26 protein-coding genes are annotated in these 25,133 nt (G+C 57.6%); 18 read left to right on the top strand and 8 right to left on the bottom strand.

Going from position 1 to position 25,133, the window contains the following annotated elements:
* Positions 1-54 precede the first annotated feature (54 nt).
* Positions 55-2,739 (bottom strand): aconitate hydratase AcnA, encoded by a 2,685-nt coding sequence (acnA, locus tag FE788_RS12875; RefSeq protein WP_281277164.1) that lies wholly within the window; start codon positions 2,737-2,739, stop codon positions 55-57.
* A 433-nt stretch (positions 2,740-3,172) separates the two neighbouring features.
* On the opposite strand from acnA, the gene FE788_RS14160 reads away from it, so the two are divergent.
* The 4 genes from FE788_RS14160 (at position 3,173) to ccmB (ending at position 7,144) form a co-directional block, all read left to right on the top strand.
* On the top strand, positions 3,173-5,254 hold the full coding sequence (locus FE788_RS14160) for a methyl-accepting chemotaxis protein (protein WP_168190418.1): 2,082 nt from the start codon (positions 3,173-3,175) through the stop codon (positions 5,252-5,254).
* Between the two features lie 192 nt (positions 5,255-5,446).
* Complete coding sequence (locus FE788_RS12865) at positions 5,447-5,677, top strand: hypothetical protein (protein WP_138381019.1); 231 nt, start codon at positions 5,447-5,449, stop codon at positions 5,675-5,677.
* Positions 5,678-5,684: 7 nt separating this feature from the next.
* The gene (gene ccmA, locus FE788_RS12860; RefSeq protein ID WP_210414218.1) at positions 5,685-6,479 is read left to right on the top strand and encodes a heme ABC exporter ATP-binding protein CcmA; all 795 of its coding nucleotides are present in this window, start codon (positions 5,685-5,687) and stop codon (positions 6,477-6,479) included.
* The gene (ccmB, locus tag FE788_RS12855) at positions 6,476-7,144 is read left to right on the top strand and encodes a heme exporter protein CcmB (RefSeq protein ID WP_138381017.1); all 669 of its coding nucleotides are present in this window, start codon (positions 6,476-6,478) and stop codon (positions 7,142-7,144) included. The genes ccmA and ccmB overlap by 4 nt, the downstream gene beginning before the upstream one ends.
* Before the next feature lie 58 nt (positions 7,145-7,202).
* Here the strand turns inward: ccmB and FE788_RS12850 are convergent, their stop codons facing one another.
* Entirely contained in the window at positions 7,203-7,475 is a 273-nt protein-coding gene (locus FE788_RS12850; protein WP_168190417.1) for a PGPGW domain-containing protein, read from the bottom strand.
* A gap of 265 nt (positions 7,476-7,740) precedes the next feature.
* On the opposite strand from FE788_RS12850, the gene FE788_RS12845 reads away from it, so the two are divergent.
* The 9 genes from FE788_RS12845 (at position 7,741) to FE788_RS12805 (ending at position 14,569) form a co-directional block, all read left to right on the top strand.
* Entirely contained in the window at positions 7,741-8,472 is a 732-nt protein-coding gene (locus FE788_RS12845) for a heme ABC transporter permease (protein WP_138381015.1), read from the top strand.
* Between the two features lie 13 nt (positions 8,473-8,485).
* On the top strand, positions 8,486-8,692 hold the full coding sequence (gene ccmD, locus FE788_RS12840) for a heme exporter protein CcmD (protein WP_138381014.1): 207 nt from the start codon (positions 8,486-8,488) through the stop codon (positions 8,690-8,692).
* On the top strand, positions 8,689-9,204 hold the full coding sequence (ccmE, locus tag FE788_RS12835) for a cytochrome c maturation protein CcmE (protein WP_210413987.1): 516 nt from the start codon (positions 8,689-8,691) through the stop codon (positions 9,202-9,204). The genes ccmD and ccmE overlap by 4 nt, the downstream gene beginning before the upstream one ends.
* Positions 9,201-11,252 carry a heme lyase CcmF/NrfE family subunit gene (locus FE788_RS12830; RefSeq protein ID WP_246057936.1) on the top strand — a complete coding sequence of 684 codons (2,052 nt, stop codon included), beginning with the start codon at positions 9,201-9,203 and terminating at the stop codon, positions 11,250-11,252. Before ccmE ends, FE788_RS12830 begins: the two co-directional genes overlap by 4 nt.
* Positions 11,242-11,772: a DsbE family thiol:disulfide interchange protein gene (locus FE788_RS12825; RefSeq protein WP_138381013.1), complete on the top strand. Its 531-nt coding sequence runs from the start codon at positions 11,242-11,244 to the stop codon at positions 11,770-11,772. Before FE788_RS12830 ends, FE788_RS12825 begins: the two co-directional genes overlap by 11 nt.
* Positions 11,769-12,299 (top strand): cytochrome c-type biogenesis protein, encoded by a 531-nt coding sequence (locus tag FE788_RS12820; protein WP_138381012.1) that lies wholly within the window; start codon positions 11,769-11,771, stop codon positions 12,297-12,299. The genes FE788_RS12825 and FE788_RS12820 overlap by 4 nt, the downstream gene beginning before the upstream one ends.
* Positions 12,296-13,453 carry a c-type cytochrome biogenesis protein CcmI gene (ccmI, locus tag FE788_RS12815; RefSeq protein WP_138381011.1) on the top strand — a complete coding sequence of 386 codons (1,158 nt, stop codon included), beginning with the start codon at positions 12,296-12,298 and terminating at the stop codon, positions 13,451-13,453. The genes FE788_RS12820 and ccmI overlap by 4 nt, the downstream gene beginning before the upstream one ends.
* A 110-nt stretch (positions 13,454-13,563) precedes the next feature.
* Positions 13,564-13,959, top strand: a complete 396-nt coding sequence (locus tag FE788_RS12810) for a hypothetical protein (protein ID WP_138381010.1) — start codon at positions 13,564-13,566, stop codon at positions 13,957-13,959.
* Between the two features lie 43 nt (positions 13,960-14,002).
* Positions 14,003-14,569 carry an NUDIX hydrolase gene (locus FE788_RS12805; protein WP_138381009.1) on the top strand — a complete coding sequence of 189 codons (567 nt, stop codon included), beginning with the start codon at positions 14,003-14,005 and terminating at the stop codon, positions 14,567-14,569.
* Between the two features lie 111 nt (positions 14,570-14,680).
* Here FE788_RS12805 and FE788_RS12800 read toward each other — a convergent pair whose 3' ends face one another.
* The 6 genes from FE788_RS12800 to FE788_RS12775 all read right to left on the bottom strand — a co-directional run bounded on the left by FE788_RS12800 (position 14,681) and on the right by FE788_RS12775 (position 20,728).
* Positions 14,681-15,241: a septation protein A gene (locus tag FE788_RS12800; protein ID WP_138381008.1), complete on the bottom strand. Its 561-nt coding sequence runs from the start codon at positions 15,239-15,241 to the stop codon at positions 14,681-14,683.
* Positions 15,242-15,275: 34 nt separating this feature from the next.
* Entirely contained in the window at positions 15,276-16,214 is a 939-nt protein-coding gene (ftsY, locus tag FE788_RS12795; RefSeq protein ID WP_138381007.1) for a signal recognition particle-docking protein FtsY, read from the bottom strand.
* A 9-nt stretch (positions 16,215-16,223) separates the two neighbouring features.
* Positions 16,224-17,531: a tRNA (N(6)-L-threonylcarbamoyladenosine(37)-C(2))-methylthiotransferase MtaB gene (gene mtaB, locus FE788_RS12790; protein ID WP_210413985.1), complete on the bottom strand. Its 1,308-nt coding sequence runs from the start codon at positions 17,529-17,531 to the stop codon at positions 16,224-16,226.
* Positions 17,531-18,415, bottom strand: coding sequence for a diaminopimelate epimerase (dapF, locus tag FE788_RS12785; protein ID WP_210413983.1), 885 nt, complete (start codon positions 18,413-18,415; stop codon positions 17,531-17,533). The genes mtaB and dapF overlap by 1 nt, the downstream gene beginning before the upstream one ends.
* A gap of 90 nt (positions 18,416-18,505) precedes the next feature.
* A complete protein-coding gene (locus tag FE788_RS12780) occupies positions 18,506-19,930 on the bottom strand; it encodes an SLC13 family permease (protein WP_138381006.1) in 1,425 nt (474 codons plus the stop codon).
* A gap of 114 nt (positions 19,931-20,044) precedes the next feature.
* Positions 20,045-20,728 (bottom strand): outer membrane protein, encoded by a 684-nt coding sequence (locus FE788_RS12775; protein WP_168190416.1) that lies wholly within the window; start codon positions 20,726-20,728, stop codon positions 20,045-20,047.
* Positions 20,729-21,182: 454 nt separating this feature from the next.
* Between FE788_RS12775 and ffh the strand changes: the two genes are divergently transcribed.
* From ffh to rplS, 5 genes are all read left to right on the top strand, one after another.
* Entirely contained in the window at positions 21,183-22,550 is a 1,368-nt protein-coding gene (ffh, locus tag FE788_RS12770; protein ID WP_138381004.1) for a signal recognition particle protein, read from the top strand.
* 108 nt (positions 22,551-22,658) lie between these two features.
* A complete protein-coding gene (rpsP, locus tag FE788_RS14405) occupies positions 22,659-23,075 on the top strand; it encodes a 30S ribosomal protein S16 (RefSeq protein WP_138381003.1) in 417 nt (138 codons plus the stop codon).
* Positions 23,076-23,080: 5 nt separating this feature from the next.
* Complete coding sequence (gene rimM / locus FE788_RS12760; RefSeq protein ID WP_138381002.1) at positions 23,081-23,689, top strand: ribosome maturation factor RimM; 609 nt, start codon at positions 23,081-23,083, stop codon at positions 23,687-23,689.
* Positions 23,690-23,692: 3 nt separating this feature from the next.
* The gene (trmD, locus tag FE788_RS12755; protein WP_210413981.1) at positions 23,693-24,445 is read left to right on the top strand and encodes a tRNA (guanosine(37)-N1)-methyltransferase TrmD; all 753 of its coding nucleotides are present in this window, start codon (positions 23,693-23,695) and stop codon (positions 24,443-24,445) included.
* A gap of 241 nt (positions 24,446-24,686) precedes the next feature.
* Entirely contained in the window at positions 24,687-25,082 is a 396-nt protein-coding gene (gene rplS, locus FE788_RS12750; RefSeq protein WP_138381001.1) for a 50S ribosomal protein L19, read from the top strand.
* Positions 25,083-25,133: the final 51 nt, after the last annotated feature.

The raw sequence follows: 25,133 nt of genomic DNA, 5'->3' as shown, positions 1-25,133 counted from the left end.
AAAAAGGCCGGATCGGATGACCCGGCCTTTTCCGTGTGATTTCCTGAGCCCGCTTTATGACGTGGCGAGGTTGCGCAGTACGTAATGCAGGATGCCGCCGCCCACGTAATAATCCACCTCGTTGGCAGTGTCGATGCGGCACAGCACCTTGATCTCCCGGGTGGAGCCGTCTTCGTAGGTGATCTTTACATCCACATCCTGGCGCGGGGTGATGCCGCCGGCAATGCCGGTAATGTCAAAGGTCTCCTTACCGGTGAGGCCGAGGGTTTCGCGGTTATCCCCATCTTTGAACTGTAGCGGCAGCACGCCCATGCCGACGAGATTGGAGCGGTGAATCCGCTCGAAGCTTTCCACCAGCACGGCTTTCACACCCAGAAGATTGGTGCCCTTGGCGGCCCAGTCACGGGAGGAGCCAGTGCCGTATTCCTTGCCGCCCACCACGACCAGCGGCGTGCCGGTTTCTTTATAGCGCATGGCGGCGTCATAGATGCTGATCACCTCGCCGGACGGATAATGGGTGGTCCAGCCACCTTCGGTGCCCGGCGCCATCAGGTTGCGCAGGCGGATATTGGCGAAGGTGCCACGCATCATCACCTCGTGGTTACCGCGCCGGGAGCCATAGGAGTTGAAGTCCTTGGGCTCCACGCCATGTTCCAGAAGATATTTGCCGGCCGGGCTGTCGGCCTTGATGGCGCCGGCGGGGGAGATATGGTCGGTGGTGATGCTGTCGCCGAGCAGCGCCAGCAGCCGCGCGCCGGTGATGTCGGCAAAGCCGCCAGGCTCTCTGGACATGCCCTGGAAATAGGGCGGGTGCTGGATATAGGTGCTTTTGGGGTCCCAGTCATAGGTTTTGCCTTCGGCCACGTCGATGGCCTGCCACTGGGGCGTGCCGGCAAAGACGTCCTTATAGCGTTCAATGAACATCTCGCGGCTCAGTCCGGCATTGATGGCTTCCTGGACTTCCGCGTTGGTCGGCCAGATGTCCTTCAGATACACGTCATTGCCGTTCTTGTCCTGACCGATCGGATCGGTGGTGAGATTGATGTTCATGTTGCCGGCCAGGGCGTAAGCCACCACCAGCGGCGGTGAGGCCAGGAAGTTGGTTTTCAGATCCTGGCTGACGCGGCCTTCAAAGTTGCGGTTGCCGCTGAGCACAGAGGCGCAAACCATATCATTGTCGTTGATGGTTTTGCTGAGCGCCGGGGCCAGCGGCCCGGAGTTACCGATACAGGTGGTACATCCATACCCCACCAGATCAAATCCCAACGCGTCCAGATGTTCCTGCAGCCTGGCTTTTTTCAGATAGTCAGTCACCACCTGGGACCCCGGGGCGAGGGAGGTCTTGACCCAGGGCTTGGTCTTGAGCCCCAGCGCGTTGGCCTTTTTGGCCACGAGACCGGCCGCCATCAGCACGCCGGGGTTGGAGGTGTTGGTGCAGGAAGTGATGGCGGCGATCATCACATCGCCATGATGAAGTTCATAATCCTCACCCTCGACGGCGAATCCTTTGTCTTTTTCAGCCGTTTTGCCGAAGCCGTCCAGAGCTTTGGCGAATCCTTGCGGGGCCTCGGCCAACAGGATGCGGTCCTGCGGCCGTTTCGGACCGGCGAGGCTGGGCTCAACCGTGGAAATATCCAGTTCCAGCGTATCGGTGAAGACCGGATCCGGCGTGTTACTGTCACGCCACATGCCCTGTGCCTTGGCATAAGCTTCCACCAGCGCGATGGTTTCTTCATTCCGGCCGGAGAACCGCAGATAGTCCAGCGTCTGGGCGGAGATGGGGAAGAAGCCGCAGGTGGCGCCGTATTCCGGGGCCATATTGGCGATGGTGGCCTGATCGGCAATGGTCAGATGATCCAGACCGTCCCCATAAAATTCCACAAATTTGCCGACCACGCCTTTTTCACGCAGCATCTGCACCACGGTCAGCACCAGATCGGTGGCGGTGATGCCTTCTTTCATGGCGCCGGTCAGTTTAAAGCCGATCACTTCGGGAACCAGCATGGAAACCGGCTGGCCAAGCATGGCCGCTTCGGCTTCGATACCGCCCACACCCCAGCCGAGCACCGCAAGACCGTTGATCATGGTGGTGTGGCTGTCGGTGCCCACACAGGTGTCGGGATAGGCGATGGTGCGCCCGTCCACGTCGGCGGACCAGACGGTTTTCGCCAGATATTCCAGGTTCACCTGGTGGCAGATGCCCGTGCCCGGGGGCACGGCGGAAAAGTTATTGAAACTTTTCTGGCCCCATTTCAGGAACTGATAGCGTTCCTTGTTACGCTCCATTTCCAGGTCCACATTCTGCTGAAAAGCATCCGGTGTGCCGTAATAATCCACCATGACGGAATGGTCGATCACCAGATCCACAGGGCTGAGCGGGTTAATCTTGTCCGGATCCCCGCCAAGCTCCACCATGGCGTTGCGCATGGCGGCCAAGTCCACCACAGCGGGAACGCCCGTGAAATCCTGCATCAGTACGCGGGCCGGGCGATACTGGATTTCGCGGTCGGAACGACGTTCCTTCTGCCAGTCGACAAGCGCCTGAATATCCTCGGTGGTGACGGTGACCCCATCTTCATGCCGCAACAGGTTTTCCAGAAGCACTTTCATGGTAAATGGCAAACGGCTTACATCACCGAGCGCCTCGCCGGCGGCGGGAAGGGAAAAATAATCATATTCCTTGCCGTCCACATTGAGGGTCCGGCGTGTTTTCAGGCTGTCTTGACCAACAGATGCCACAACTCTTCTCCTTTGGGTAATGTTATCATGGTGGCAGACCGAAAACCTCCTGGTGGCTTGGCGCAACATTTCCGGTCTGCGGGGAAATATAGCCGTTTTCTGCACCAAAAAGCCGGATTTCTCAAGGGAAAATATGTTATTGCGAGAGGTTCTTAATAGAGAGATAGGGGGCCGGTTCAGGCGCGTTAATTGTGTTTGTGGCCCACCAACCCGGGAGCAGAGGCGAAACTGTCACAAAAGCTTCACGGACGGATAACCCTTTTTTAAGGGAGCCGGCACATACATTTGTGTCCGTGGTTCAGTGCGTTGCAGGTGTGTGATGTGTTGGGACATTTACCAGGGTATTTGCTGGGATACTCACTGGGACACTTATTGGGACACTTATTGGGACGTTGGGCCCTGAAAACTGTTTTGAACATTGGGAAATGACATTATGATCCGTCCGTCTCGCGCCGTAGCTTTTTTCAGCCGGTTTTCCATTAGCCGCAGAATATCCTTTCTGACCGGTCTTACCGTCATCTCCATGATTTTTCTGGCGTCGGGTTTTGCCTGGAATTACGCGCGCATGCATGACAGTTTTCTGAAATACAGAAATTTTCAGGAACAGGGGCGGTTGGGCGCGGAACTGTATCGGCTGGGACTCCAACTGCGTCAGGCCGAGAAGGATTTTCTGCTTTCCCGTGAGGAAAAGAATCTGGCGAAACACAGCGGCGTGCGCCGGGAGGTCATGGCGGTTCTTGAAGAATATCGCCAGCGTGCTGCCGATGAAAACCTGATCCGTTCCCTTGCCGCCCTGGAAGAAAAAATACAGCGATATCAGAATCGTTTTGAGACGGTGAGCGCAGGGGTCCGTCGCATGGGTTTTACCAGTGACAGCGGTTTGCGCGGTGCGCTGAAACAGGCAGGGGTCAAGGCTGAAGAGGCTCTGGATGAAACCAACCTGCCGTCCCTTCGCACGGACTTCCTGAAAATGCGCAAATTCGAAAAATCCTATCTGGTGGAGCCAGACGAGCTGAGCCAGCGCTGGTTCGGGATTCATTTACGCAATGTGACCCGTGCCCTCTCGCTAAGCAATATGTCCGAAGAACGCAGGGAAAAGATCCTCGCCCTGGTGCAGAAATATGAGAAGGGTTTTGTGGAATATGTAAAAACCGATACGAAGGTAAAAGACGCCGTGCGGTTGCTGGAAGAGGGCTATCAGGACATGGCGCCCGACTTTGCCGCCATTTCCCGTTATGCTCGTGAGGGCCAGCAGGCTGCCGCCATTTCTTATGCCGCGGCAAAAAACCGGTTCCTAGTCATGATGGGGGGGATAGCGCTGGTCACCCTGGGGCTTTATATTCTGGTCAGCATCCCTCTGTCTTTGAGCCTGACCCGCCCGATCCGGCTGATAACGGAGTCTTTGAGGGCCCTGACGGCCGGGGATCGGATCCGTGAGCAAGAAATGATTGCCCGTATTCCGCCGCAAAAACATGAACTTGGGCAGATGATCGAGGCCATCGAAACCTTTCGTAAAAACCGCGAGGAAATGGAACGGGTTCAGCGCCAACAGGCGCAGGAACAGGAACGGCGTCTGGCGGCGGAAAAACGGATGATGGAAAAGGAACGCCAACAGGCTCTGGAGCGGGTGCGCAAAGAAGAAGAGGAGCATAAGCGGGCCGCAGAGAAGCGCGAACGGCTGGAGCAGGTCTGCCGAACCTTCGAACAGACCATGCGCGGTGTGTTGTCTCAGCTGCGCACTGCCGCGCGGGAAATGGAAGGCTCCGCACAACAGATGTTTTCCATGGCGGACAAGACCAGCGAAAAAACCCGGGCGCTGACCGAGGCGTCACACCAGTCCAGCCGGAACATGTCGCAGGTTTCGGCGACATCCGGTGAGCTGCTGCATAGCGTGGATAAAGTCACCGTGCAGGTCATGGAAGCCCATCAGTCCACGACCCATGCAGTTGCGGAAATCGAAAGGGTCAACCTTCAGATCGGGCAACTGGAAGAGGCGAGTGCGCGCATTGGCAATGTTATCAAGCTGATTCATGATATTGCAGAACAGACCAACCTTCTGGCGCTGAACGCCACCATTGAGGCGGCCCGGGCCGGGGAGGCCGGGCGGGGATTTGCCGTCGTGGCTCATGAGGTCAAGACCTTGGCCGGGCAGACTGCCGAAGCGACCGAGGAAATTTCCGCCCAGGTTGGCGACATGCGCAGCGCGACCGAGGGGGCGGTGCGCATTATGCGCCAGATCAGTGAGATCATTCACCAGATTTCCTGTGCTTCTGAACAGATCACCTCTTCCGTCAAGAGCCAGGAGCACTCCACCCACGGCATCGTCCGCAATGTGAACGAGGTTTCGGCGGAGATGTCGTTCATGCTGGAGACCATTGCGACGGTCAGTGACGGTGCCAGCAAGGGCACGCTTGTCGCCACGGATGTGTTGCGCAATGCCAACAGGCTCGGTGAGGAATCTGCGTTACTTGCCGAAAAGTTCGAAAAATTCCTGAGTGACGTCAAGGCGATATAGGTTTTTCTGGGCGATATAGGTCCTGTCCGGGCGAATTATGGCGGAAGGATCATGACCTGCCGTGTTTTTTCCATAATGCCGCCCCGGCCTGACCGCATTTGTTGTCTAGAGTGAATTGTGAATAGGTTGGCTCACTTCGCTCTAGTGTAGTCTCCCGAACAAAACCCCCGACAGTACAAACAGGAGGTTCACATGAAAATCAGAACCCGCAACACCTCATCCGCTGACACCCGATTCAGGCGCTGGGTTCGGGCGGTGGTGTTCATTCTGATGGTAAGCGTATTTCTGGTCTTTTCCACTGACATGTCCCTGGCTGGAGATGGCGGGCGGCTGGGGGATGTATTGATCGGCAGCCTGGCCTTTGCCCTGGCGGTGGCGCTGGCCTTTCATGCCGCGGACAAATATCGGCGTTTAAAGCGCTGAAGGGGCCATCACGGGGTTTGCTTTTTGCTTCTTAAAGCCCGCACAAAATGTTATAGCTCCCGATAGATCAAAACCTCTATCCCATAACGATACTATACGGGGGCACATCATTCTTACGGCAGAACAGCTTACAGTCATTCGCGGCGAGACGGTCGTCTTTTCGGGATTGTCCTTTGCGCTGGCACCCGGACAGGCGCTGATCTTACGCGGGCCTAACGGGTCCGGAAAATCCAGCCTGCTGAAAAGCCTGGCCGGTATTCTTCCGGTGGCTATAGGAGAGATTCGTTATCAGGGCGAAAGTCTGGCGGGGGAGCGAGACTGGATTGCCCGCAACATCTGTTATCTGGCCCATAAAAATGGTCTGAAGCCGGAACTGACGGTTGGCGAAAATCTTGTTTTCTGGCGGCATGTTCATGGAGACAGGGGGCTGGCCGTAAAGGACGCCTTGGCGGCGCTGGGAATTGCTCATCTAGAGGACCAGCCGGCGCGATATTTATCATCGGGACAGGCCCGGCGCACGGCGCTGGCGCGGATTTTGTGTCAGCCCGGGCGAATCTGGCTTCTGGACGAACCGACTGTGGGATTGGACCGAAGCGGGGTCGAGCGGCTGGCCGGATTGATGAATCGGCATCTGGCGGAGGGAGGCATGATTATGGCCGCCACCCATATGGATCTGGGGCTTGAGCCTGGTTATGTGAGCCAGCTTGACCTGGAGAGCTATTCCCGGCTGGTGCCCGGCAGGCAGGACGCGCCACTGTCAGGGAACATTGCAGCCGGGGCCACGGAAAGAGCGGGAGCATGACGGGACGGTTTGTGGCCATTATGGCCCGGGATATTCGCCTCACCTGGCGGCAGGGCAGCAGCACCGGCATGGTGCTGGCCTTCTTTGCCATTGTGGTGTCGTTGTTTCCGTTTGGGGTCGGCCCCGAACAGAATATTCTGGCCCGCATTTCCGTGGGTATCGTGTGGGTGGCGGCGCTGTTATCGTGTCTGTTGTCGCTGGACCGTCTGTTTCAAGCGGATTATGAGGATGGGTCGCTGGACCAGTTTCTGCTCAGTCCCCTGCCTCTGGAGCTGGTGGTTCTGGCCAAATGTGTGGCGCACTGGCTGACAACGGCGGTGCCCCTTATTCTGCTGGCTCCGCTTCTGGGGCTGATGATGAACCTGCCGGCCCGCGGATATGTGCCGTTGGTTCTGGTGATGGCGTTGGCCACCCCGGCGCTGAGCTTTATCGGCGCAATCGGGGCCTCTCTTACAGTAACCTTACGGCGCGGTGGGGTGCTGTTGTCGCTCTTGGTGCTGCCGTTGTATATCCCCGTGCTGATTTTCAGCGTCCTGGCGGTGGAGGCGGCTGTCGGCGGTTACGAGATGCAGTCCCATATCATGCTGCTGTCGGGGGTGACTTTGGGCAGCGGGGCGCTCAGTCCTTGGGCGGCAGCGGCGGCGCTGCGGTCGGGTCTGGAATAGGCCGGCAGGGTTCTTTCAGACTCATCTCCGCTCCGCTCAATCTTTGGCGGGCCGGGACTCATTCTCCCAGATGTAGGGGGTCGGTGGTGTCGATCAGATTTTTCAGGAAACGGGGCATGTGCGGGCGGACTCTTTTTAACTGGCGGCAGAGACCGGGAAGTTTGCGGCGCAGTTTTTGCACTCCGATCCGCACGGTTTCGCTTTCGGATACCAGAACGCTCAGCCCCACCAGCGCAATGATCTGCCCGATGGGCATGGGCAGCGGCGCAATGATCAGGCCGATAATAAACAGGATCCAGCCGATCAGAAGTTTCAGAGGTTTTTTAATCACATACCAGATCATGAAGCGAAAATTACCGCCATTTTGTTAATAAAAGTTTGAAAACAAGGCCTTGTATTATTTCTAACATATCATATTACGCCATAGGATGACGGCAAAACTATGGCTTGTCGATGAAAGTTTCATGGTGTGCGACGAAGGGCGCTTGCCGTGATGTTAATGTTTTAGGCCCTAGCATCGGCTGACCGACCGGAAATATGCGGTTTATGAGGTTATTTGACTTGATTCAGGGAACAGTTGGCGATAGACCACACCTATGCATAAGTTCGCGAATCCGGCCCGCTTTATGCGGCTCAGTAAAATAATCCTGCCCTGGGTGGCGCTTTTGGCGGCGGGGCTGCTGGCGGTGGGGCTTTATCTGTCGCTGTTTGTGGCGCCCGCTGATTACCAAATGGGGGACGCTTACCGGATTATTTTTGTGCATGTGCCGTCTGCTTATATGGCCATGTTTGGTTATGTACTCATGGCGTTGGCCAGTATTGTGGGCATCATCTGGAAACACCCTCTGGCGGATTATACCGCCCGTGCCACCGCGCCCATCGGTGCGGCTTTTACCCTGTTGGCGCTGATCACCGGCAGCCTGTGGGGCAAACCCATGTGGGGCGCTTATTGGGTGTGGCAGGATGCGCGGCTGACATCGGTACTGATTCTGTTTTTCCTGTATCTGGGGTATCTAGCGGTATGGCAGGCGATTGAGGATCAGGCCCGCGCCGCCCGGGTGGCCGCCATCGTGGCCATTGTGGGGCTGGTGAATATTCCGATTATCAAATTTTCCGTGGAATGGTGGAGCACCCTGCATCAGCCGGCCAGCCTGATGCGGCTCGACGGGCCCAGCATTCACCCGGATATGCTGTGGCCGCTGATCATCATGATTTTGGCCTTTAATGCCTATTTTGTCATGGTGCTGATCTGGCGGCTGCAAAGCCTTATTCTCAAACGGCGCATTCGGACCCTGCGCCTCAAGCTGGCAGCTAAGGTCGTGGACTGAAGGGGGCGGCGCGATGGAATATGGAATTTTTGTCTGGCCGAGTTTTGGCATTGTCGTGGGGGTGATGGCCGCCTTGGCGCTGGGCAGTTGGATCGGGCGGCGGCGGGACGAAGCCGAACTGGAAAAACTGGAACGGGCTCTGCCCCGGGAATCATCCGGTCAACAGTCTGGACAACAGGAAAAACTACACTCAGAGCAACAGGAGAGTAGCGTTTCATGACGGATACGCAGACCATGCCCCCTCTCCCGCCTCGTAAAAGGGCCGCTGGGCGCAAACGTCGCCGCATGATTCTGGTGCTGTCATCTCTGCTGGTGCTGGGACTGGCGACCATGCTTGTGATTCTGGCGTTGGGCGATAGTGTGCGCCTGTTTTACGATCCCACCGAAGTGAAGGAAAAGCAAATCGGTCCGGGCCGGCCGTTCCGTCTGGGCGGTTTGGTGGAAGAAGGCAGTTTCCGCAAGGGGGGCGATGAACTGGCCTACAGTTTCGCCATCACTGATGGCAATGAACGCATCGAAGTCAGTTACCGGGGCCTGTTGCCGGATTTGTTCCGCGAGGGCCAGGGGGTTGTGGCCGAAGGCGAACTGACAGCCGACGGAACCTTTCGGGCTAGCGAAGTGCTGGCCAAACATGATGAAAACTACATGCCCCGGGAAGTGGCCGACTCGTTAAAAAAACGCGGCCTCTGGCAGCATGGCGCAGACGGCCCGGAAGAAGGGTATATGCCATGAATATGGGCCCGGGTATTGTGGAAGCCGGCCATTTTGCGTTGGTGTTGGCGCTGGCGCTGGCCATAATTCAGGCGGGTTTTCCCTTTGTGGGCGCGGCCCGGCGGGACCGGCGGCTCATGGGGGTGGGCGCCCCGGCGGCATACGGACAGTTTGTGTTTGTGTTTCTGGCGTTTCTCGCCCTGACCCAGGCCTATGTCACCTCCGATTTTTCCGTTAAGAATGTGGCGGCCAATTCCCATACCCTGAAACCGATGCTGTATAAAATTTCCGGCGTCTGGGGCAATCATGAAGGTTCGCTTCTGCTGTGGGTGCTGATATTGGCGCTGTTCGGGGCATTGGTGGCCCGGTTCGGCCGGCACTTACCGCCCAGTCTTTATGCCCGGGTTCTGTCCATTCAGGCGCTGGTGGGCGTAGGGTTTTATCTGTTTCTGCTTTTGACTTCCAACCCGTTTGAACGGCTCAATCCGGTGCCGATGGAGGGCAACGGCCTTAATCCGTTACTACAGGATCCGGGACTCGCCTTTCATCCGCCGTTTTTGTATTTGGGATATGTGGGGCTGTCGGTGGCCTTTTCCTTTGCGGTGGCCGCATTGCTCGAAGGCCGGGTGGACCCGGCCTGGGCCCGCTGGGTGCGGCCGTGGACCCTGCTGGCCTGGTGTTTCCTGACCATCGGGATCACACTGGGCAGCTGGTGGGCCTATTACGAACTGGGCTGGGGGGGATGGTGGTTTTGGGACCCGGTGGAAAACGCCTCGTTCATGCCGTGGCTGGTGGCGACGGCGCTGCTGCATTCGGCCATTGTGGTGGAAAAACGCGATACCCTGAAGAGCTGGGCGGTGTTGCTGGCGATTATCGCCTTTTCCTTCAGCCTGCTGGGGACGTTTTTGGTGCGTTCCGGTGTCCTGACATCGGTCCATGCGTTTGCCACTGATCCGGAGCGGGGCGTGTTTATCCTGCTGTTTCTGCTGCTCGTCATTGGCGGCAGTCTTACCCTGTATGCCTTACGGGTGGACAAGCTTCAGCCCGGCGGACTGTTTGCGCCCATGAGCCGCGAAGGGGCGCTGGTGTTCAATAATATGCTGCTGACGGTGGGGGCGGCGACGGTGCTGTTTGGTACATTATATCCGCTGCTGCTGGATGCCCTCACGGGCGAGAAGATTTCCGTCGGGGCCCCCTATTTCAACTGGACTTTTGTGCCGCTGATGATGCCACTGGTGCTGATTATGGCGGTGGGGCCGTTCTTGACCTGGAAACGGGCCGACCTTCGCGGGATCAGCCAGCGTCTGGGGCTGATGTTGCTGATCAGTCTGGTGGCGGTGGTCGCAACCCTGCTCATCGGCGGCGACGGGGTGACATCGGTTCAGGTCATGATGGCGCTGTGGATGGGACTGGGGGTGTGGTTGCTCATGGGCACGCTGCTGGAGCTTGCCGGACGGATCAAGCTGTTTCGCACCTCCCTTGGAGACAGCCTGCGACGGCTGGGGCGGCAACCCCGGGCGAGCTGGGGCATGACTCTGGGGCATCTGGGGCTGGCCATTGCCATTCTGGGGATGACGGTAACGTCCGGTTGGCAGCGGGAACATCTGGACGTGTTAAGGGCCGGTGATGAGGTCACGCTTGGCGGTTATGTGGTAGAGTTTCAGGGGGTGACCCCGGTGGCCGGACCTAATTATACGGCTCTTGAGGGCGATTTTGTGCTGCGGGATCAGGAGGGTGCGGTGCTCAAACATCTTTATCCGCAAAGCCGGACCTATACCAGCCCGCCCATGTCCACCACCGAAGCGGCCATTCATGCCACCTTCTGGGGTGATCTGTTTATTGCCCTTGGTGAAGCGCAGGGCGAAACCCCGGGCGGCGCGCCGCGCTGGGGAGTGAGGGTATATTACAAGCCCTTGCAGCTGTGGTTGTGGAGCGGGGCGGCGATAATGGTGCTGGGAGGATTTGTTTCACTTAGCGATCGGCGGTTCCGGGTCGGCGCCCCTAAAAAGAAAATGCCAAAAACAGCGGCGGCTCAAAAACCTTCGGGAGAGACAGTGCATGCGTCTTAAGGCTCTTGTTCCTTTGATTCTTTTCGTGGCGCTGGCCATAGCGCTGGGCGTGGGGCTCACGCTCAATCCGCGGGAAATTCCTTCGGCACTGATTGATAAACCGATTCCGGAATTTTCCCTGCCGGGGTTGAACGGACCGGGGCCGGGCCTCAGTGCGGCGGATCTGCGGGCGGAAGAAGGACTGGTGCTGGTCAATTTTTTTGCTTCCTGGTGTGCGCCCTGCCGGGTGGAACATCCACAGCTGGAAAAACTCACGCGGGAGTATGGCGTGCGCATTTACGGCATCAGCCACAAGGATAAACCGGAAGATTCTTTGAGGTTTCTGACTGCGCTGGGCGACCCCTATGTAAAGACCGGGGCGGACCTTAAGGGCCGGGTCAGCATCGACTGGGGCGTCTACGGGGTGCCGGAGACCTATTTTGTCAAGGAGGGGCGCATTGTGCACAAACATATTGGTCCCATTCATGAAAGCGATCTGGAAGACAGGATCTTGCCCAAGATACGGGAGCTTGACCGGTGAAAAAGCTGTTCTTAGGGGGGGCTCTTGTCGTGTTTGCCTTGTTGGCCTTTTCCGGGACGGCCACCTTTGCCATCGGGGTCGATGACGAGCGCCTGAAGGACCCTGCCGCCGAGGCCCGCGCCCAGACGCTTATGAAGCAGTTGCGCTGTCTGGTGTGTCAGAATCAGTCGATTGTAGACAGCAATGCGGATCTGGCCAGGGATCTGCGGATGATTGTGCGCGAGCGGGTCATGGCGGGCGATACGGATGCGGAAATCATCGCGTTCATGACGTCGCGCTATGGTGACTGGGTGTTGCTGAAACCACCGCTTAAGGAAGAAACTCTGGCGCTGTGGTTCCTGCCGGTCGGATTTCTGCTGCTGGGGGGAATATTGGTCATTCTGTATCTGCGCCGCACGCCCCGCACTCCTGATGTGACACCACTAAGTCCGGAAGAACAGGAGCGGCTGGCCCGGTTGTTGCCGAAAGAAGAAACGGGCTCAGAAGAAACGGGCCCAGAAGAAACAAAACAAGGAGAGCGGCCATGATGACCGGGCTGGTTATGGTGCTGCTGCTGGTGAGCGCGCTGATCTTTGTAGTGCTGCCGCTGTTGAAAAAGCAACCTTGTGCTGAGGATGAGCGGGCGGATCTTGCGGTTTACCGCGCGCAGCTTCGGGAGCTGGAGCAGGATGTGGCCGATGGCCGCCTGGCCGAAGAGGCCGCCGCCGCGGCCCGTCTGGAAATTGAACGGCGTCTTCTCAGGGCGGCAGAACGTGAAGAAGGGAGCGTTAAGGCAGGGCAGGTCATGCCGCGGACGGCGTTGCTGGCGGTGGTGATTATCTTCGCCATGTCAGCGCTTTATCTGGAGCTGGGGCGTCCGGGTATGCCGGACTTTCCGACGGCAAGCCCTGCGCAGGATGCGCCGGTTGATGACGAAAGCCGCAAGGTCCTGGAAATCATTGAAAAGGTAGAAGCGCGTCTTGCGGACCATCCGGAGGAAAAAACCGGCTGGCTGCTGCTGGGGCAACTGGAAAACCGGCGCGGCAATTATGGGGCGGCGGCCCGGGCGTTACAGAACGCCTGGCAACTGGAGCCGGACAATTTCGATCTGTTGCTGATGTATGCAGAAGCCCTGATCGCCGCTGCTGAGGGGCGCGTCACGCCGGCCTCGCTGTTTGCTTTGCAACAGGCCGACAGACTGCGGCCGGACCAGCCCGGCACGCTCTATTATTTGGGCTTGGCTGAATATCAGGCGGGGCAGGTGGACAAGGCTCTTACGCTGTGGACGAAAATCCTTGAAATCTCGCCACCGGACGCCCCGTGGGTGGATCAGGTCAAGACGGTAATGGCGGCGGCCCGGGGCGACGGCAGGCCCCGCAAAGACAGCTCCCGTCAGGGGGCTCCGGCCCAAAATCCAGCCCCAAATATGCCGCCCTTGAGCGAGGAACAGATCCAGGCCGTTGAAAACATGTCCCCCGAACAGCAGCAGGCCATGATCCGGGACATGGTTGAACGCCTTGCCGCCCGGTTGCAGGAAAACCCCCAGGATGGGGCGGGCTGGGCGCGGCTGGGGCGGGCATATCGGGTCCTGGGCGAGAGAGCCAAAGCCCGGGCCGCGTATGAAAAGGCGCTCGAATATTCACAGGAAAGTGACCGTCCGACGATTCGGAAAGAACTGGATAAACTGGGGGATTCAGAGTAAAATAGATGCCCTGTCACAGAAATTGGCGGTTCCCATTAGAAAAAATGGACACAAAGTCTTAGAGAAACGTTCCGTTTGTTTATGGGGGTGAGATCCCCGGCTGAGAACCGATGAAAATCACATCACATTCACATTTGCTGTCGTCTTTGATCGGGTTGGCGGACCCTAATCAACGCCAGGCCCAGCAGCAGTTAGCAGACCAGCAGCAAACCAGGGAACAGATGCAGGCCCGGTCCGAACGACAGCAGGCCCGGGAACTGGATCGGCAGGCGCAAATTCGCGAGACTCAGATTCAGGAGAACCGCGATGCCCTTAGCCGGATTCAGGAAGAGCTGCGCAACCGGAATCTGGAAAAGCTGAGTCATGTTCTTGCCGCCGGATCGGATGAGGCCCCCGGGAGCGGCATGGCGGGCGCTCCGAACCTCAATCTGCGGGAAAGTCTCGGCGGGCCAGTGGGACAACCCCGGTTCGAACGCCTGGGTCAGATCATTGATATCAAAATCTGAGCTTGTTATCCTTGAATGACTCTTATGATGCAGAACATCCGCCATGCCTTTTGAAAACCAGCCCTATAACAAACATTCCTTTTCCCGGCGCGTGCCTGACGGGGACAATCGGGAACGTCATGTCTGTGACACCTGTGATTTTGTCTATTACGAAAATCCCAAGATTGTGGTGGGATCGGTCGCGGTCTGGCGGGAAAGCCCCGAAGCAGAGCCCCGTTTTTTGCTGTGCCGTCGAGCAATCAACCCGCGCAAAGGTTATTGGACCATTCCGGCGGGATTTCTGGAAGAAAAAGAAAGCCCCGAAGAAGGGGCCATGCGTGAGGCCCGGGAAGAGGCTTGCGCTGAAATTCGTCCGCGCGCTTTGCTTGCCGTCTATTCCATCCGGCATATTTCCCAGGTGCAAATGATGTATGTGGCGGACCTGAAGACCCCAGAGATCAAGGCCGGGGAGGAAAGCGAGGAAGTGGCCCTGTTCCGTTGGGAGGAGATTCCCTGGGATGACATCGCTTTCCCCAGCGTGCATTGGGCGCTTCACCATTACCGCGAGGTCGCGGATCGGGACGTCTTTGCCCCCTTTACCAACCCTGACGGCGCCACCGGCCAGAGATAGGGGCCAGAGATCGGCCGGAAGCATTGCCGCAACCCCGCGATAAAAGAGCGCGGCTGCCAGGCCACGCTCTAGAGTGAATTGTGAATAGGTTGGCTCAATTCACTCTAGACCTTATTCCTTTTCCGGGGCGTCTTCTTCGATCTGGTATTTCATGATCAGCGGCACTTGGGCCATGGCAAAGACAAAACTCAGCGGCATGAACAGCCATAGTTTGGCAGCGATCCAGGTCTGGGTGTCATAGGTGCGCCAGATATATTCGTTGAGCAGGGCACAAAAGAGAAAAAACACCCCCCAGCGGAAATTCATCTTGGTCCAGGCCACATCTTCCAATGGCGGAAAGCCTGCCTCCATCACATTGCGGATAAAGGGTTTCTTGAGCAGCGTGCCCAGCAGTAGTACGGCGGCAAACAGGCTGTAGAGAATGGTCGGTTTGATCTTGATAAAAGCTTCATCCTCAAAATACAGCGTCGCGCCGCCAAAAATGGTCACCAGCGCCACGGACAGCCATAACATAAGCGAGATTTCCTTGAGCAAAATTCGGCTTGCCACCATGGAAATAATCATGGCTGTCATGAAAACCGCCGTCGCCGCATATATGCCCCACTGGCCGTTAGCAATAAAGAAAATGACCAGCGGGCCGGCCTCGATCAACAGTTTATAAAGCTGGTTCATCTGGTGTCAGATCCCTTTTCTCTCCGGCGTATTGTTACGCTTCCAGCCCTACGAGCATACGGGAAAATTCATCGGCGTCAAAGGGTTGAAGGTCATCTATGCTCTCGCCAACGCCGATGGCGTGAATGGGCAGGGCAAATTTTTCCGCACATGCCACCAGCACCCCGCCGCGGGCCGTGCCATCCAGTTTGGTCATGATCAGGCCGGTGATCTGGGCCACTTCACGGAACACTTCCGCTTGCATCAGCGCATTCTGCCCGGTGGTGGCATCCAGCACCAGTACGGTATCATGGGGCGCCTCGGGATCGAATTTCTTGATGACGCGCACAATTTTCGCCAGTTCCTCCATGAGGTGATTCTTGTTTTGCAGCCGTCCGGCCGTATCAATCAGAAGCACGTCAATATTCTGGGCTTTCGCCTGCTGGAGCGCATCATAGGCGAGCCCCGCCGCATCGCCGCCCACCTTGCCGGCAATCACCGGCACCTTGTTGCGTTCGCCCCAGACCTGGAGCTGCTCAATGGCCGCCGCCCGGAAAGTGTCTCCGGCGGCCAGCATGACTGATTTGCCGTCCAGCTGGAACTGTTTGGCCAGCTTGCCGATGGTGGTGGTTTTGCCGGACCCGTTCACGCCCACCATTAAAATCACATGCGGACGGTGCGCGGGATTGATGGCGAGCGGCCGGGCCACTTGTTCCAGAATGCCGGAAACTTCTTCGGCGAGGGCCTTTTGCACCTCTTCGGCGGCAATTTCCTTGTCATATTTGTTTTTGGCAAGCCGGTCGCAGACCCGCCGGCTGACCTCGACGCCCAGGTCAGACATGATCAGCAGGTCTTCCAGCTCTTCCAGGGTCGCGGCATCCAGCCGGCGTTTGTTGAAAATCCCGGATATGCCGCTGCTGAGGGCAGAGGTGCTGCGTTTCAGGCCGTCTTTCAGGCGTCGAAACCAGCCTTTTTTGGGTGCTTCTTCGTTCATGGAGTCCACTTATTTGAGTTCCGCGATAAGTATGCCATCCTGATACCCGGTCACAACCGCTTTGGCAATATGACCGGCCGGAAGATCCGCCATCAGGCGGGCCGGGGCGAAATGTTCCGTATGGCCGACCACGCTTTCCCCGGCTGTCAGGGGTTTTTCCACCAGAATGCTGACGGTGCGGCCGATTTGGCTTTTGAGGAAGCGGTCCAGATGTTCCTCGCCCTTGCGGCGCAGCCGTTCCGCCCGTTCCTTGCGCACTTCCCTGGGCAGCTGAGGCATGCGCGCTGCCGGCGTCCCCTCGCGCTCGGAATAGGGGAAGACATGAAGAAAGGTCAGGTCACAGTCATCCACCAGCCTGAGGGAATTTTCAAACATGTTTTCCGTTTCAGTTGGAAAGCCGGCGATCAGGTCGGCCCCGAACACTACATCGGGCCGCGCCGCCCGCACCCGGCGGCAGAAGTCGATGCTGTCCTCGCGGCTATGGCGGCGTTTCATGCGTTTCAGGATCATGTTATCGCCGGCCTGAAGGCTTAGGTGCAGATGCGGCATCATGCGTTCTTCTTCGGTGATCACCCGGAACAGCGCCTCGTCCGTTTCGATACTGTCGATAGAGCTGAGGCGCAGGCGTTTGAGCTCCGGCACATGATCAAGAATCTGTTGGCACAGTTTGCCGAGCGATGGACGACCCGGCAGGTCCGGCCCATAGGAGGTGATGTCCACGCCGGTCAGAATTACTTCCTGATAACCGTTTTCCACAAGGCGGCGCACCTGACGCACCACTTCTCCGGCCGGTACAGAACGGGAATTGCCGCGGCCATAGGGGATGATGCAAAAGGTACAGCGATGATCACAGCCATTCTGCACCTGGACAAAGGCTCGGGCCCGTTCAGCATAGCCGTCAATTAGCTGCGGCGCCGTTTCGCGCACGCTCATGATGTCGTTCACGGTAACCTTTTCCGTGGTCTCCAGGCCAAAGTCCGGGCTTTGTTGCCGCAGTTCGGTCCAGCTCTCGGCAGCCAGTTTTTCCTGATTGCCGATCACCCGGTCTACTTCGGCCATTTGGGCAAATTGTTCGGGATCGATCTGGGCGGCGCATCCCGTGACCACAATTTTTGCGCCGGGATTCCGGCGTTTCATCCGGCGAATGGTTTGCCGCGCCTGGCGGGTGGCTTCGGCGGTCACCGCACAGGTGTTGAAAATGATCGTGTTTTCCAGCCCCGCCGCCCGGGCATGGTTGCGCATGACTTCCGATTCATAAGTGTTGAGACGGCAGCCAAAGGTGACGATTTCTGGCGACAGGCTCGGCGCGCGGCTCATCAGTCGGCCTCCTGATCAAAGGACCCTTCCAGGCTGTAGGGGCTAAACACATGGCCGGCAAACACATAACTTACCGCGCCGGTCATCAGTACATGATCATTGGTGTCCCATTCCAGAGTGAGAAACCCGCCGTCCAGTTCGATTCGAGCCCGCCGTTCCACAAGTCCCCGCAGGGAAGCGGCGACCACGGCGGCACAGGCGGCCGAACCACAGGCCTGAGTGATGCCTGCCCCCCGTTCCCACACCCGAAGCCGCAACTCTCCCCCGCCGCGATTTTCCACGATGCTGACATTGGCGCGTTCGGGAAACAAAGGATCATATTCGATTTCGGGACCAAATTCGCTAAGTGGTACATCATCCACATTGTCCACAAAAAACACCACATGAGGATTGCCCATATTGACCGCCACGGGCTGATTCAGGGGCCCGAAGGTAAAATCAAGGGTGGTCGTGTCCATTTCCCGGGCCAGCGGAATCGCCTGCCAGTCCAGTCGCGGCGGTCCCATATCCACCCGGATGAAGGCGCCTTCGCGGGTGGCTTTGAGCAGTCCGGCGAGGGTTTCGATGGTTACGGCGTTTGTGCCGGCTTCCTGCATCAGAAGATCGGCGACGCAGCGGGTGGCATTGCCGCAAGCAGCCACTTCGGACCCGTCGGCATTCTGGATGCGCATAAAGGCGTCGGCCACGTCCGACGGCCACAAGGTGATCACCTGATCACAGCCGATGCCACGCTTGCGGTCGGCAACATAACGCACGCCATCCCCGGACAGATCAAAGCGATCCATCCGGCCGTCAAAAATGACAAAATCATTGCCGAGGCCGTGCATCTTGACAAAAGGCCGCGGTTCAATGGTGGTGCGTGTGGTGTCTGTTTCCTGGCTCATACTGCCTTATATGGGCGGATGAGGGAAAAAGTCCACTAAAAAGGCCAAAAAAACCGGCAAAATCTGTTTGTTTTATGGGCTTGGCGGGGGTCAGCCGAACAGAATCGGCACCAACAGGTAACTAAGCGACGTGATCACCAGAATGCCCAGAAGATTGAGCCGCACCCCGGCATTCATCATTTCCGGAATCGTCACCCGGCCAGTGGAATAAATCACCGCATTGGGAGCGGTGGCTACCGGCAGCATGAAAGCACAGCTGCCGGCCAGCGCCGTGGGCGCAAACAGCAGCATGGGTTCGAATCCGCCGGCCCCGGCCAGTGCCCCCAGCACTGGCAGCAGGGTCGCCACCGTGGCGGTGTTGCTGGTCAGTTCGGTCAGGAAAATTACCAGACTGGTAAGCGCCATGATCATCAAAAACAAATGCAGGCTGGTCAGTCCCGACAAGGCCTCGCCCAGCCACAGGGCCAGCCCCGTTTCTGAGACGGCGGCGGCGAGGCTGAGCCCGCCGCCAAACAGCAGCAGAACCCCCCAGGGAATTTTTACCGCCGTTTCCCAGTCCAGCAGGGCCGTGCCTTTTTCCTTTTTGCAGCCAGAAGGAATCATAAACAAGGCTACGGCGCCGATAACGGCGATCATGGCGTCACTGAGCCAGGGCATGAGCCCCAGATCTTTCTGGATCACCTGGCGGAAAATCCAGGCCCCGGCAATCAGCGCAAAGACCACCGTCAGGCGCCGTTCCGGCACGGTGATGGAGCCCAGCCTGTTCAGTTCCGCCTGAAACAGGTCCCGGGCGGCAGGAATATCCTTCAGGTCGAACCGGTAGGTCCATTTTACCAGGACGAACCAGGCCACGGGGACCAGCACCACTACTGTGGGCACGCCAAACAGCATCCATTGCAGAAAACTGATGTCCACATTGTAGGTTTCTTTCATGAAGCCGACCACAAACAGGTTGGGCGGGGTGCCAATCATGGTGCCAAGGCCGCCGATGCTGGCGGAATAGGCAATGCCCAGAATAAGACACAGCACAAACCCTTTGTGAGAACGGCTGTTGTCATGAACCAGTTCTCCGGCCAGTGACAGGGCGATGGGAATCATCATGATGGAACTGGCCGTATTGCTGATCCACATGCTGGTGATGGCGGTGGCGGCCATAAAACCGGCGATGATAGCGCCGGGATGGTGTCCGGCGCGTACCAGAATATGCAAGGCAAGGCGCCGGTGCAGGTTCCATCGGGCTAGCCCCGTGGCAATGATAAATCCGCCCATCAGCAGAAATATGGTCGGCCGGGCATAGGGAGCTGCGGCCTCGTTCATTTGGGCGATCCCGAAGGCGGGAAACAGGATCAGCGGCATCAGCGAGGTGATCGGTACCGGCAGGGCTTCGGTCGCCCACCAGATGGCCATGAGTCCGGCCACGCCCACTGTCATCCAGGCTGTCCCGCCCATGCCGTCCGGTGCCGGAAAAATCTGCACCAGAAGGATCGGAATCATGCCCAGGGCAAGTTTAATCATCCTGTAGCCCAGTTCTGCCTCCCTTTATGACACGTCCCTCACGTGATGTTATGATGACTGGGGTCTATGTTGACCGGTTACGCACAACAAAAACGACGGTTAACTCATGTGCAGCTAATTCATGTGTAACACCAGCCCGATGGACAGGCGCTGTTCTGACGGGTCAAACGTAAACTGGTCCACACCCTGCGTAAAGGTGGTGCTGCCGAATTCGGCGCGGGTATATTCAATCCTGAGGGCTACGTCTTCGAATACGCCTACTTCCAGGCCGCCGCCATAACGGAAACCGTTCAGCCGTTCCCCGACATCGCCTTCAAAACCATCGCCATTATATTTTGTGGCGGCGTATCCAAACAGGCCGTAAATCAGGAACCGGTCGGACGGCACAACCCCCACCCGGCCGTTAATGTCAAAAGTGTTGCCATTTTTGATGCCGAACTCGGCGGTGCCATCGGTGACGCGCCCCGCACCCCCGCCAATGGCCCAGCCGGCTTCAATACTGGTATAGACCGGACCGAGACTCATGCCATAGCCGCCATAAAATCCCCCCCCAAGGCCATTGCCGGAGGTTTCGTCCGTAATGCCGGTAAAACCGCTCGTCTCTTCGCCGGCAATCTGCGTATAGGCGGCGTTAGCGCTTTCCTTGTTGTAGTCAAAACGCAGCCCCAGATAAAACCCTTCGAAGGGATTGTTGTCCAGACCGGCCTGTGCCGGTGTCGCGCCCAGGAAAGAGGTTCCAAGGCTGGCGCTGCCCGTCAGTCCCATCAGCAAAAAGAGCTTAAGAAATATGTTTCGCATTATCTTTTGTATCCTTTGTCCTGTGTTTTGTTCAGGTTCTGTCGGCATGGCTGGCCTTGGTAAGGCCACCCTTTTTTAAGATGGCGACCATATTACAGCTTTTTTCCCCGCTGAAAACAGGAGAGATGCCAAAACCGCCATCAGGCCGGATTTGATTTGCTATTCCCTACAGCTATTCCCTACATCTGTGGGGCAATTAATGAGTTTAGAGTGAATTGTGCATAGGAAAAAGGGCTGGGGAAAAAGGACTGGCTTATTTTTTGCCCCTAAACTTCTTGACCTAAACTTCTTGACTCTGGCGAAGAAAGCCCATATTTTGCCCGCATTCCGTAAGGAGATCAGGATTTCAGTGTCCTTCTTGTGAAAGAGGATACCCACCAGTCAGCGAGAGTTCGCCCACTGGTGCGTTTTTGTTTTGTGAAAAGCCTCGTGATGCGGGGATGGTGGAAAAGACATGTTTGACAGCTTAAGCGATAGACTGGGCGGCATATTTGACAAACTCAAACGCAGTGGGGCGTTGAAGGAAGCAGATGTCAACGAGGCCATGCGCGAGGTGCGTATTGCCTTGCTTGAGGCTGACGTAGCGCTGCCGGTGGTCAAGGACTTTATCAACAAGGTTCGGGAGAAAGCCGTCGGGCGCGAAGTCCTGAAATCCGTCACGCCCGGTCAGATGGTCATCAAGATTGTCAACGATCACCTGGTGGAAATGCTGGGCGGGGAAGGCGAAACCATTTCTTTGGCTGCCCCGCCGCCGGTGCCGATCCTGATGGTCGGGCTTCAGGGGTCAGGGAAAACCACCTCCACCGGGAAGATCGCCAAGCGGTTGCAGGAGAAAGACAAGAAAAAGGTTCTGATGGCGTCACTGGACGTGCGCCGACCGGCCGCCATGGAACAGCTGAAGATCCTTGGTGAGCAGGCCGGGGTCGCCACCCTGCCGATTATTCCGGGCCAGATGCCGCTGGATATTGCCAAGCGAGCCATGACCGCCGCGCGCCTGCAGGGGTTTGATGTGGTGCTGCTGGATACGGCCGGGCGGCTGCATGTGGATCAGAGTCTGATGAGCGAGCTGACCGCGATCCGTAACGAGATCAATCCCCATGAGACGCTGTTGGTGGCAGATGCGCTGACCGGTCAGGATGCGGTTAATGTGGCACAGCAGTTCAGCGAGCAGGTGGGGCTTACCGGCGTTGTGCTGACCCGTATGGACGGGGACGGCCGGGGCGGTGCGGCACTCAGCATGCGGGCCGTAACCGGCAAACCTATCAAGCTGGTGGGGGTCGGCGAAAAACTGGATGATCTGGAAGAGTTCCATCCCGAGCGCGTCGCATCGCGGATTCTCGGCATGGGCGATGTAGTTTCGCTGGTGGAAAAGGCGGCTGAGACCATTGAGGCCGAAGAAGCCGAGAAAATGGTCAAGAAGATGAAAAAGGGACAGTTCGACTTTAATGATCTGCGGTCCCAGATTCGTCAAATGAAAAAACTGGGCGGGATGTCCGGCGTTCTCGGGATGTTGCCCGGGCTTGGCAAAATGCAAAAACAGCTCGCTGCTGCCAATGTGGATGACAAACTTCTGGCTCGCCAGGAGGCCATCATCAACAGCATGACGCCGAAGGAGCGAGCCAATCCAGCCCTGATGAACGCATCGCGCAAAAAACGTATTGCTCAGGGGGCCGGTGTTTCCGTGCAGGATATCAACAAGCTGATGAAAATGCAGAAACAGATGGCCACCATGATGAAAAAAATGGGCAAGATGGGCAAAAAAGGCCGTCTGCCCCTGCCGGGCCAGTTGCCGCCGGGCATGGAGAATCTGTTTCCGAAGTGATGGCGTTTCGGAAAAGACATAAACCGCGTTATCCCGAAGGGATGAGCAGAGAGTTCAAGAACAGCAGTATTAAAACTTATTGAAGACCAAGAAAGTGAGATTGAAGACATGGCATTGAAAATTCGTCTGGCCCGTGGTGGCGCTAAAAAACGTCCTTATTACCGTATCGTGGTTGCCGATAGCCGCGCTCCGCGCGACGGGCGGTTCATCGAAAAAGTAGGGACCTATAACCCGCTTCTGCCCAAAGACCGGGAAGACCGGGTTACGCTGGTGACCGAGCGGGTTCAGTATTGGCTGGAACAGGGCGCGCAGCCCACGGACCGGGTTCTGCGTTTCCTGGATGCGGCTGGTCTGAAAAAACGCCCGGCGCGGAACAACCCGATCAAAGGCAAGCCGGGTCAGAAGGCGCTGGAGCGTGAGGAAGAGCGTCGCCAGAAAGCCGAAGAAGCTGCTGCCGCTGCGGCAGAAGGGGAAGCCGCGGCTTCTGAAGAGGCTCCCGCTGAGGAAGCCGCAGCCGAAGCTTAAAACCTATGGCGCCCCGTGCTTTGCATAAAAGCCGGAAACCATCCCGGGACGGGGGCAGCAGCGCCATCTGGGTCGGGCCGGAATGGGTTTGCCTCGGGGTCATTGTCGGCGCTCAGGGCGTGCGGGGTGCCGTACGCCTCAAACCCTTTACAGAGGACTTTTCGGCCATTGCCGACTATGGCCCGCTGACCCTGTTCAGTCCGGAATATCCCGAGGGGCGCGTCTTTCGGATCGAACTGCTTCATAACATCAAGGCCGGGGTGGCGGCGCGCCTGGAGGGCATTACCGACCGGGATCAGGCGCTGGCGCTCAAAGGGCAAAAACTTTACGTCCGCCGCGAGGCCCTTCCGGAACCAGAAGAGAATGATGTTTTTTATTACGAGGATCTGGTGGGGCTGGAGGCCCGGGATGAAACGGATGCTGGTTTCGGTGTTGTCAGGGCGGTTTTCAATTTCGGCGCGGGCGATATTCTGGAAGTGGCGCTGGATCCGGCCCGCAATGATGGGGAGACGGGCGTAAGGCTCTATCCCTTTGCCACGGAATTCGTCCCCCGGGTGGACCTTGAGGCCGGCTATGTGGTGATTGACCGGGCCGCCTTTGGTGAACGGGATTGAGAAATGACCATGACGTCCCCCAAATGGCAGGTGCAGGTTTTGACACTGTATCCGGAAATGTTTCCGGGGCCGCTGGGGCATTCTCTGGCGGGGAAGGCGTTGGAGGCGGGGCTGTGGGCTCTTGATGTGGTGAACATCCGGGATTATGCCCTGAACAAACACCGGAATGTGGATGATACCCCGGCGGGGGGCGGGCCGGGCATGGTGATGCGTCCCGATGTGCTGGGGCTGGCGCTGGATGAAACATTGAAAAAACGGCCGGCGGATCCGCAGACACCCCTGAGCGTTGAAGACTGGCCGGTGATTTACCTGTCCCCGCGGGGGCGGGTTTTTGATCAGGGCCTGGCGCGCGAGTTTGCCGCCGGGAAGGGGCTCACGCTGATCTGTGGCCGGTTTGAAGGAATCGATGAACGGGTGCTTCAGGCCCGCGAGATTCAGGAAATCAGCCTGGGGGATTTTATCTTGAGCGGCGGGGAACCGGCGGCATTTGCGCTGATGGATGCGGTGGTGCGGCTGATTCCGGGGGTGATCGGCGAGCCGGAAACCCTGGCGGAAGAAAGTTTCGAATCCGGGCTTCTGGAATATCCCCATTATACCCGTCCCAAAGTTTGGGAAGGGCGGGAAATTCCCGAAGTGCTTCAATCGGGGCATCATGAACGGATTCGGGCCTGGCGTCAGGAACAGGCGGAGAAACTTACCCGGGAGCGGCGGCCGGACCTTTGGGAAAGGTATCTGCGGCAAAAAAGCGATAAATAGGCCGCCAGGATGCCGAAAAAAATTGCGTCTTGGGGCAACTTCTGTTAAAGCGGCTAGCGAAATGCCGTCACCCGGATTTGCCAGTTTGGGTCGCAGCCGGGGCAGAAGGCGGCTTCGGGCCGTTTGACAGGTCGAAAACCGGCCAGGGGATAACCGGTGGTTTTTGAGGTAATGATCTCTGAATGTTCCGAAGAAATAATGGGCTCGGAACCTCTGAGGGACATGAGAGAAGAGAAGAACAATGAATATTATCGAAAAGTTTGAAAAAGAGCAGATCGAGAAACTCACCCAGGGGAAAACCATTCCCGAATTTGCGCCGGGCGATACGGTGCGGGTGAATGTGAAAGTGGTGGAAGGGACACGTGAACGTATCCAGGCCTATGAAGGAGTGTGTATTGCCCGTTCCAACCGGGGCTTGAACTCTTCTTTCACCGTGCGTAAAATTTCTTATGGCGAAGGGGTGGAGCGTGTCTTCCCGCTTTATTCGCCCAATGTGGACAGCATTGAGCTGGTGCGCCGCGGTCGTGTCCGCCGGGCCAAGCTGTACTATCTGCGTGAACTGCGCGGGAAAAAGGCGCGTATTGCCGAGAAAAAAGACTGGCTTGTCAAGAAGTCGGCTTCGGAAAACGACGCGTAACGCTGTACGCAACATAATGATTCCGGGGCCATGTCATAAAGGCCCCGCCAA

It is taken from the genome of Luteithermobacter gelatinilyticus, from assembly GCF_005849285.1.
Lineage (GTDB): Bacteria > Pseudomonadota > Alphaproteobacteria > Sphingomonadales > Emcibacteraceae > Luteithermobacter > Luteithermobacter gelatinilyticus.
The sequence above is the reverse complement of the archived record's forward strand: the minus strand, read 5'-3'. Positions and strand labels throughout refer to the sequence as shown.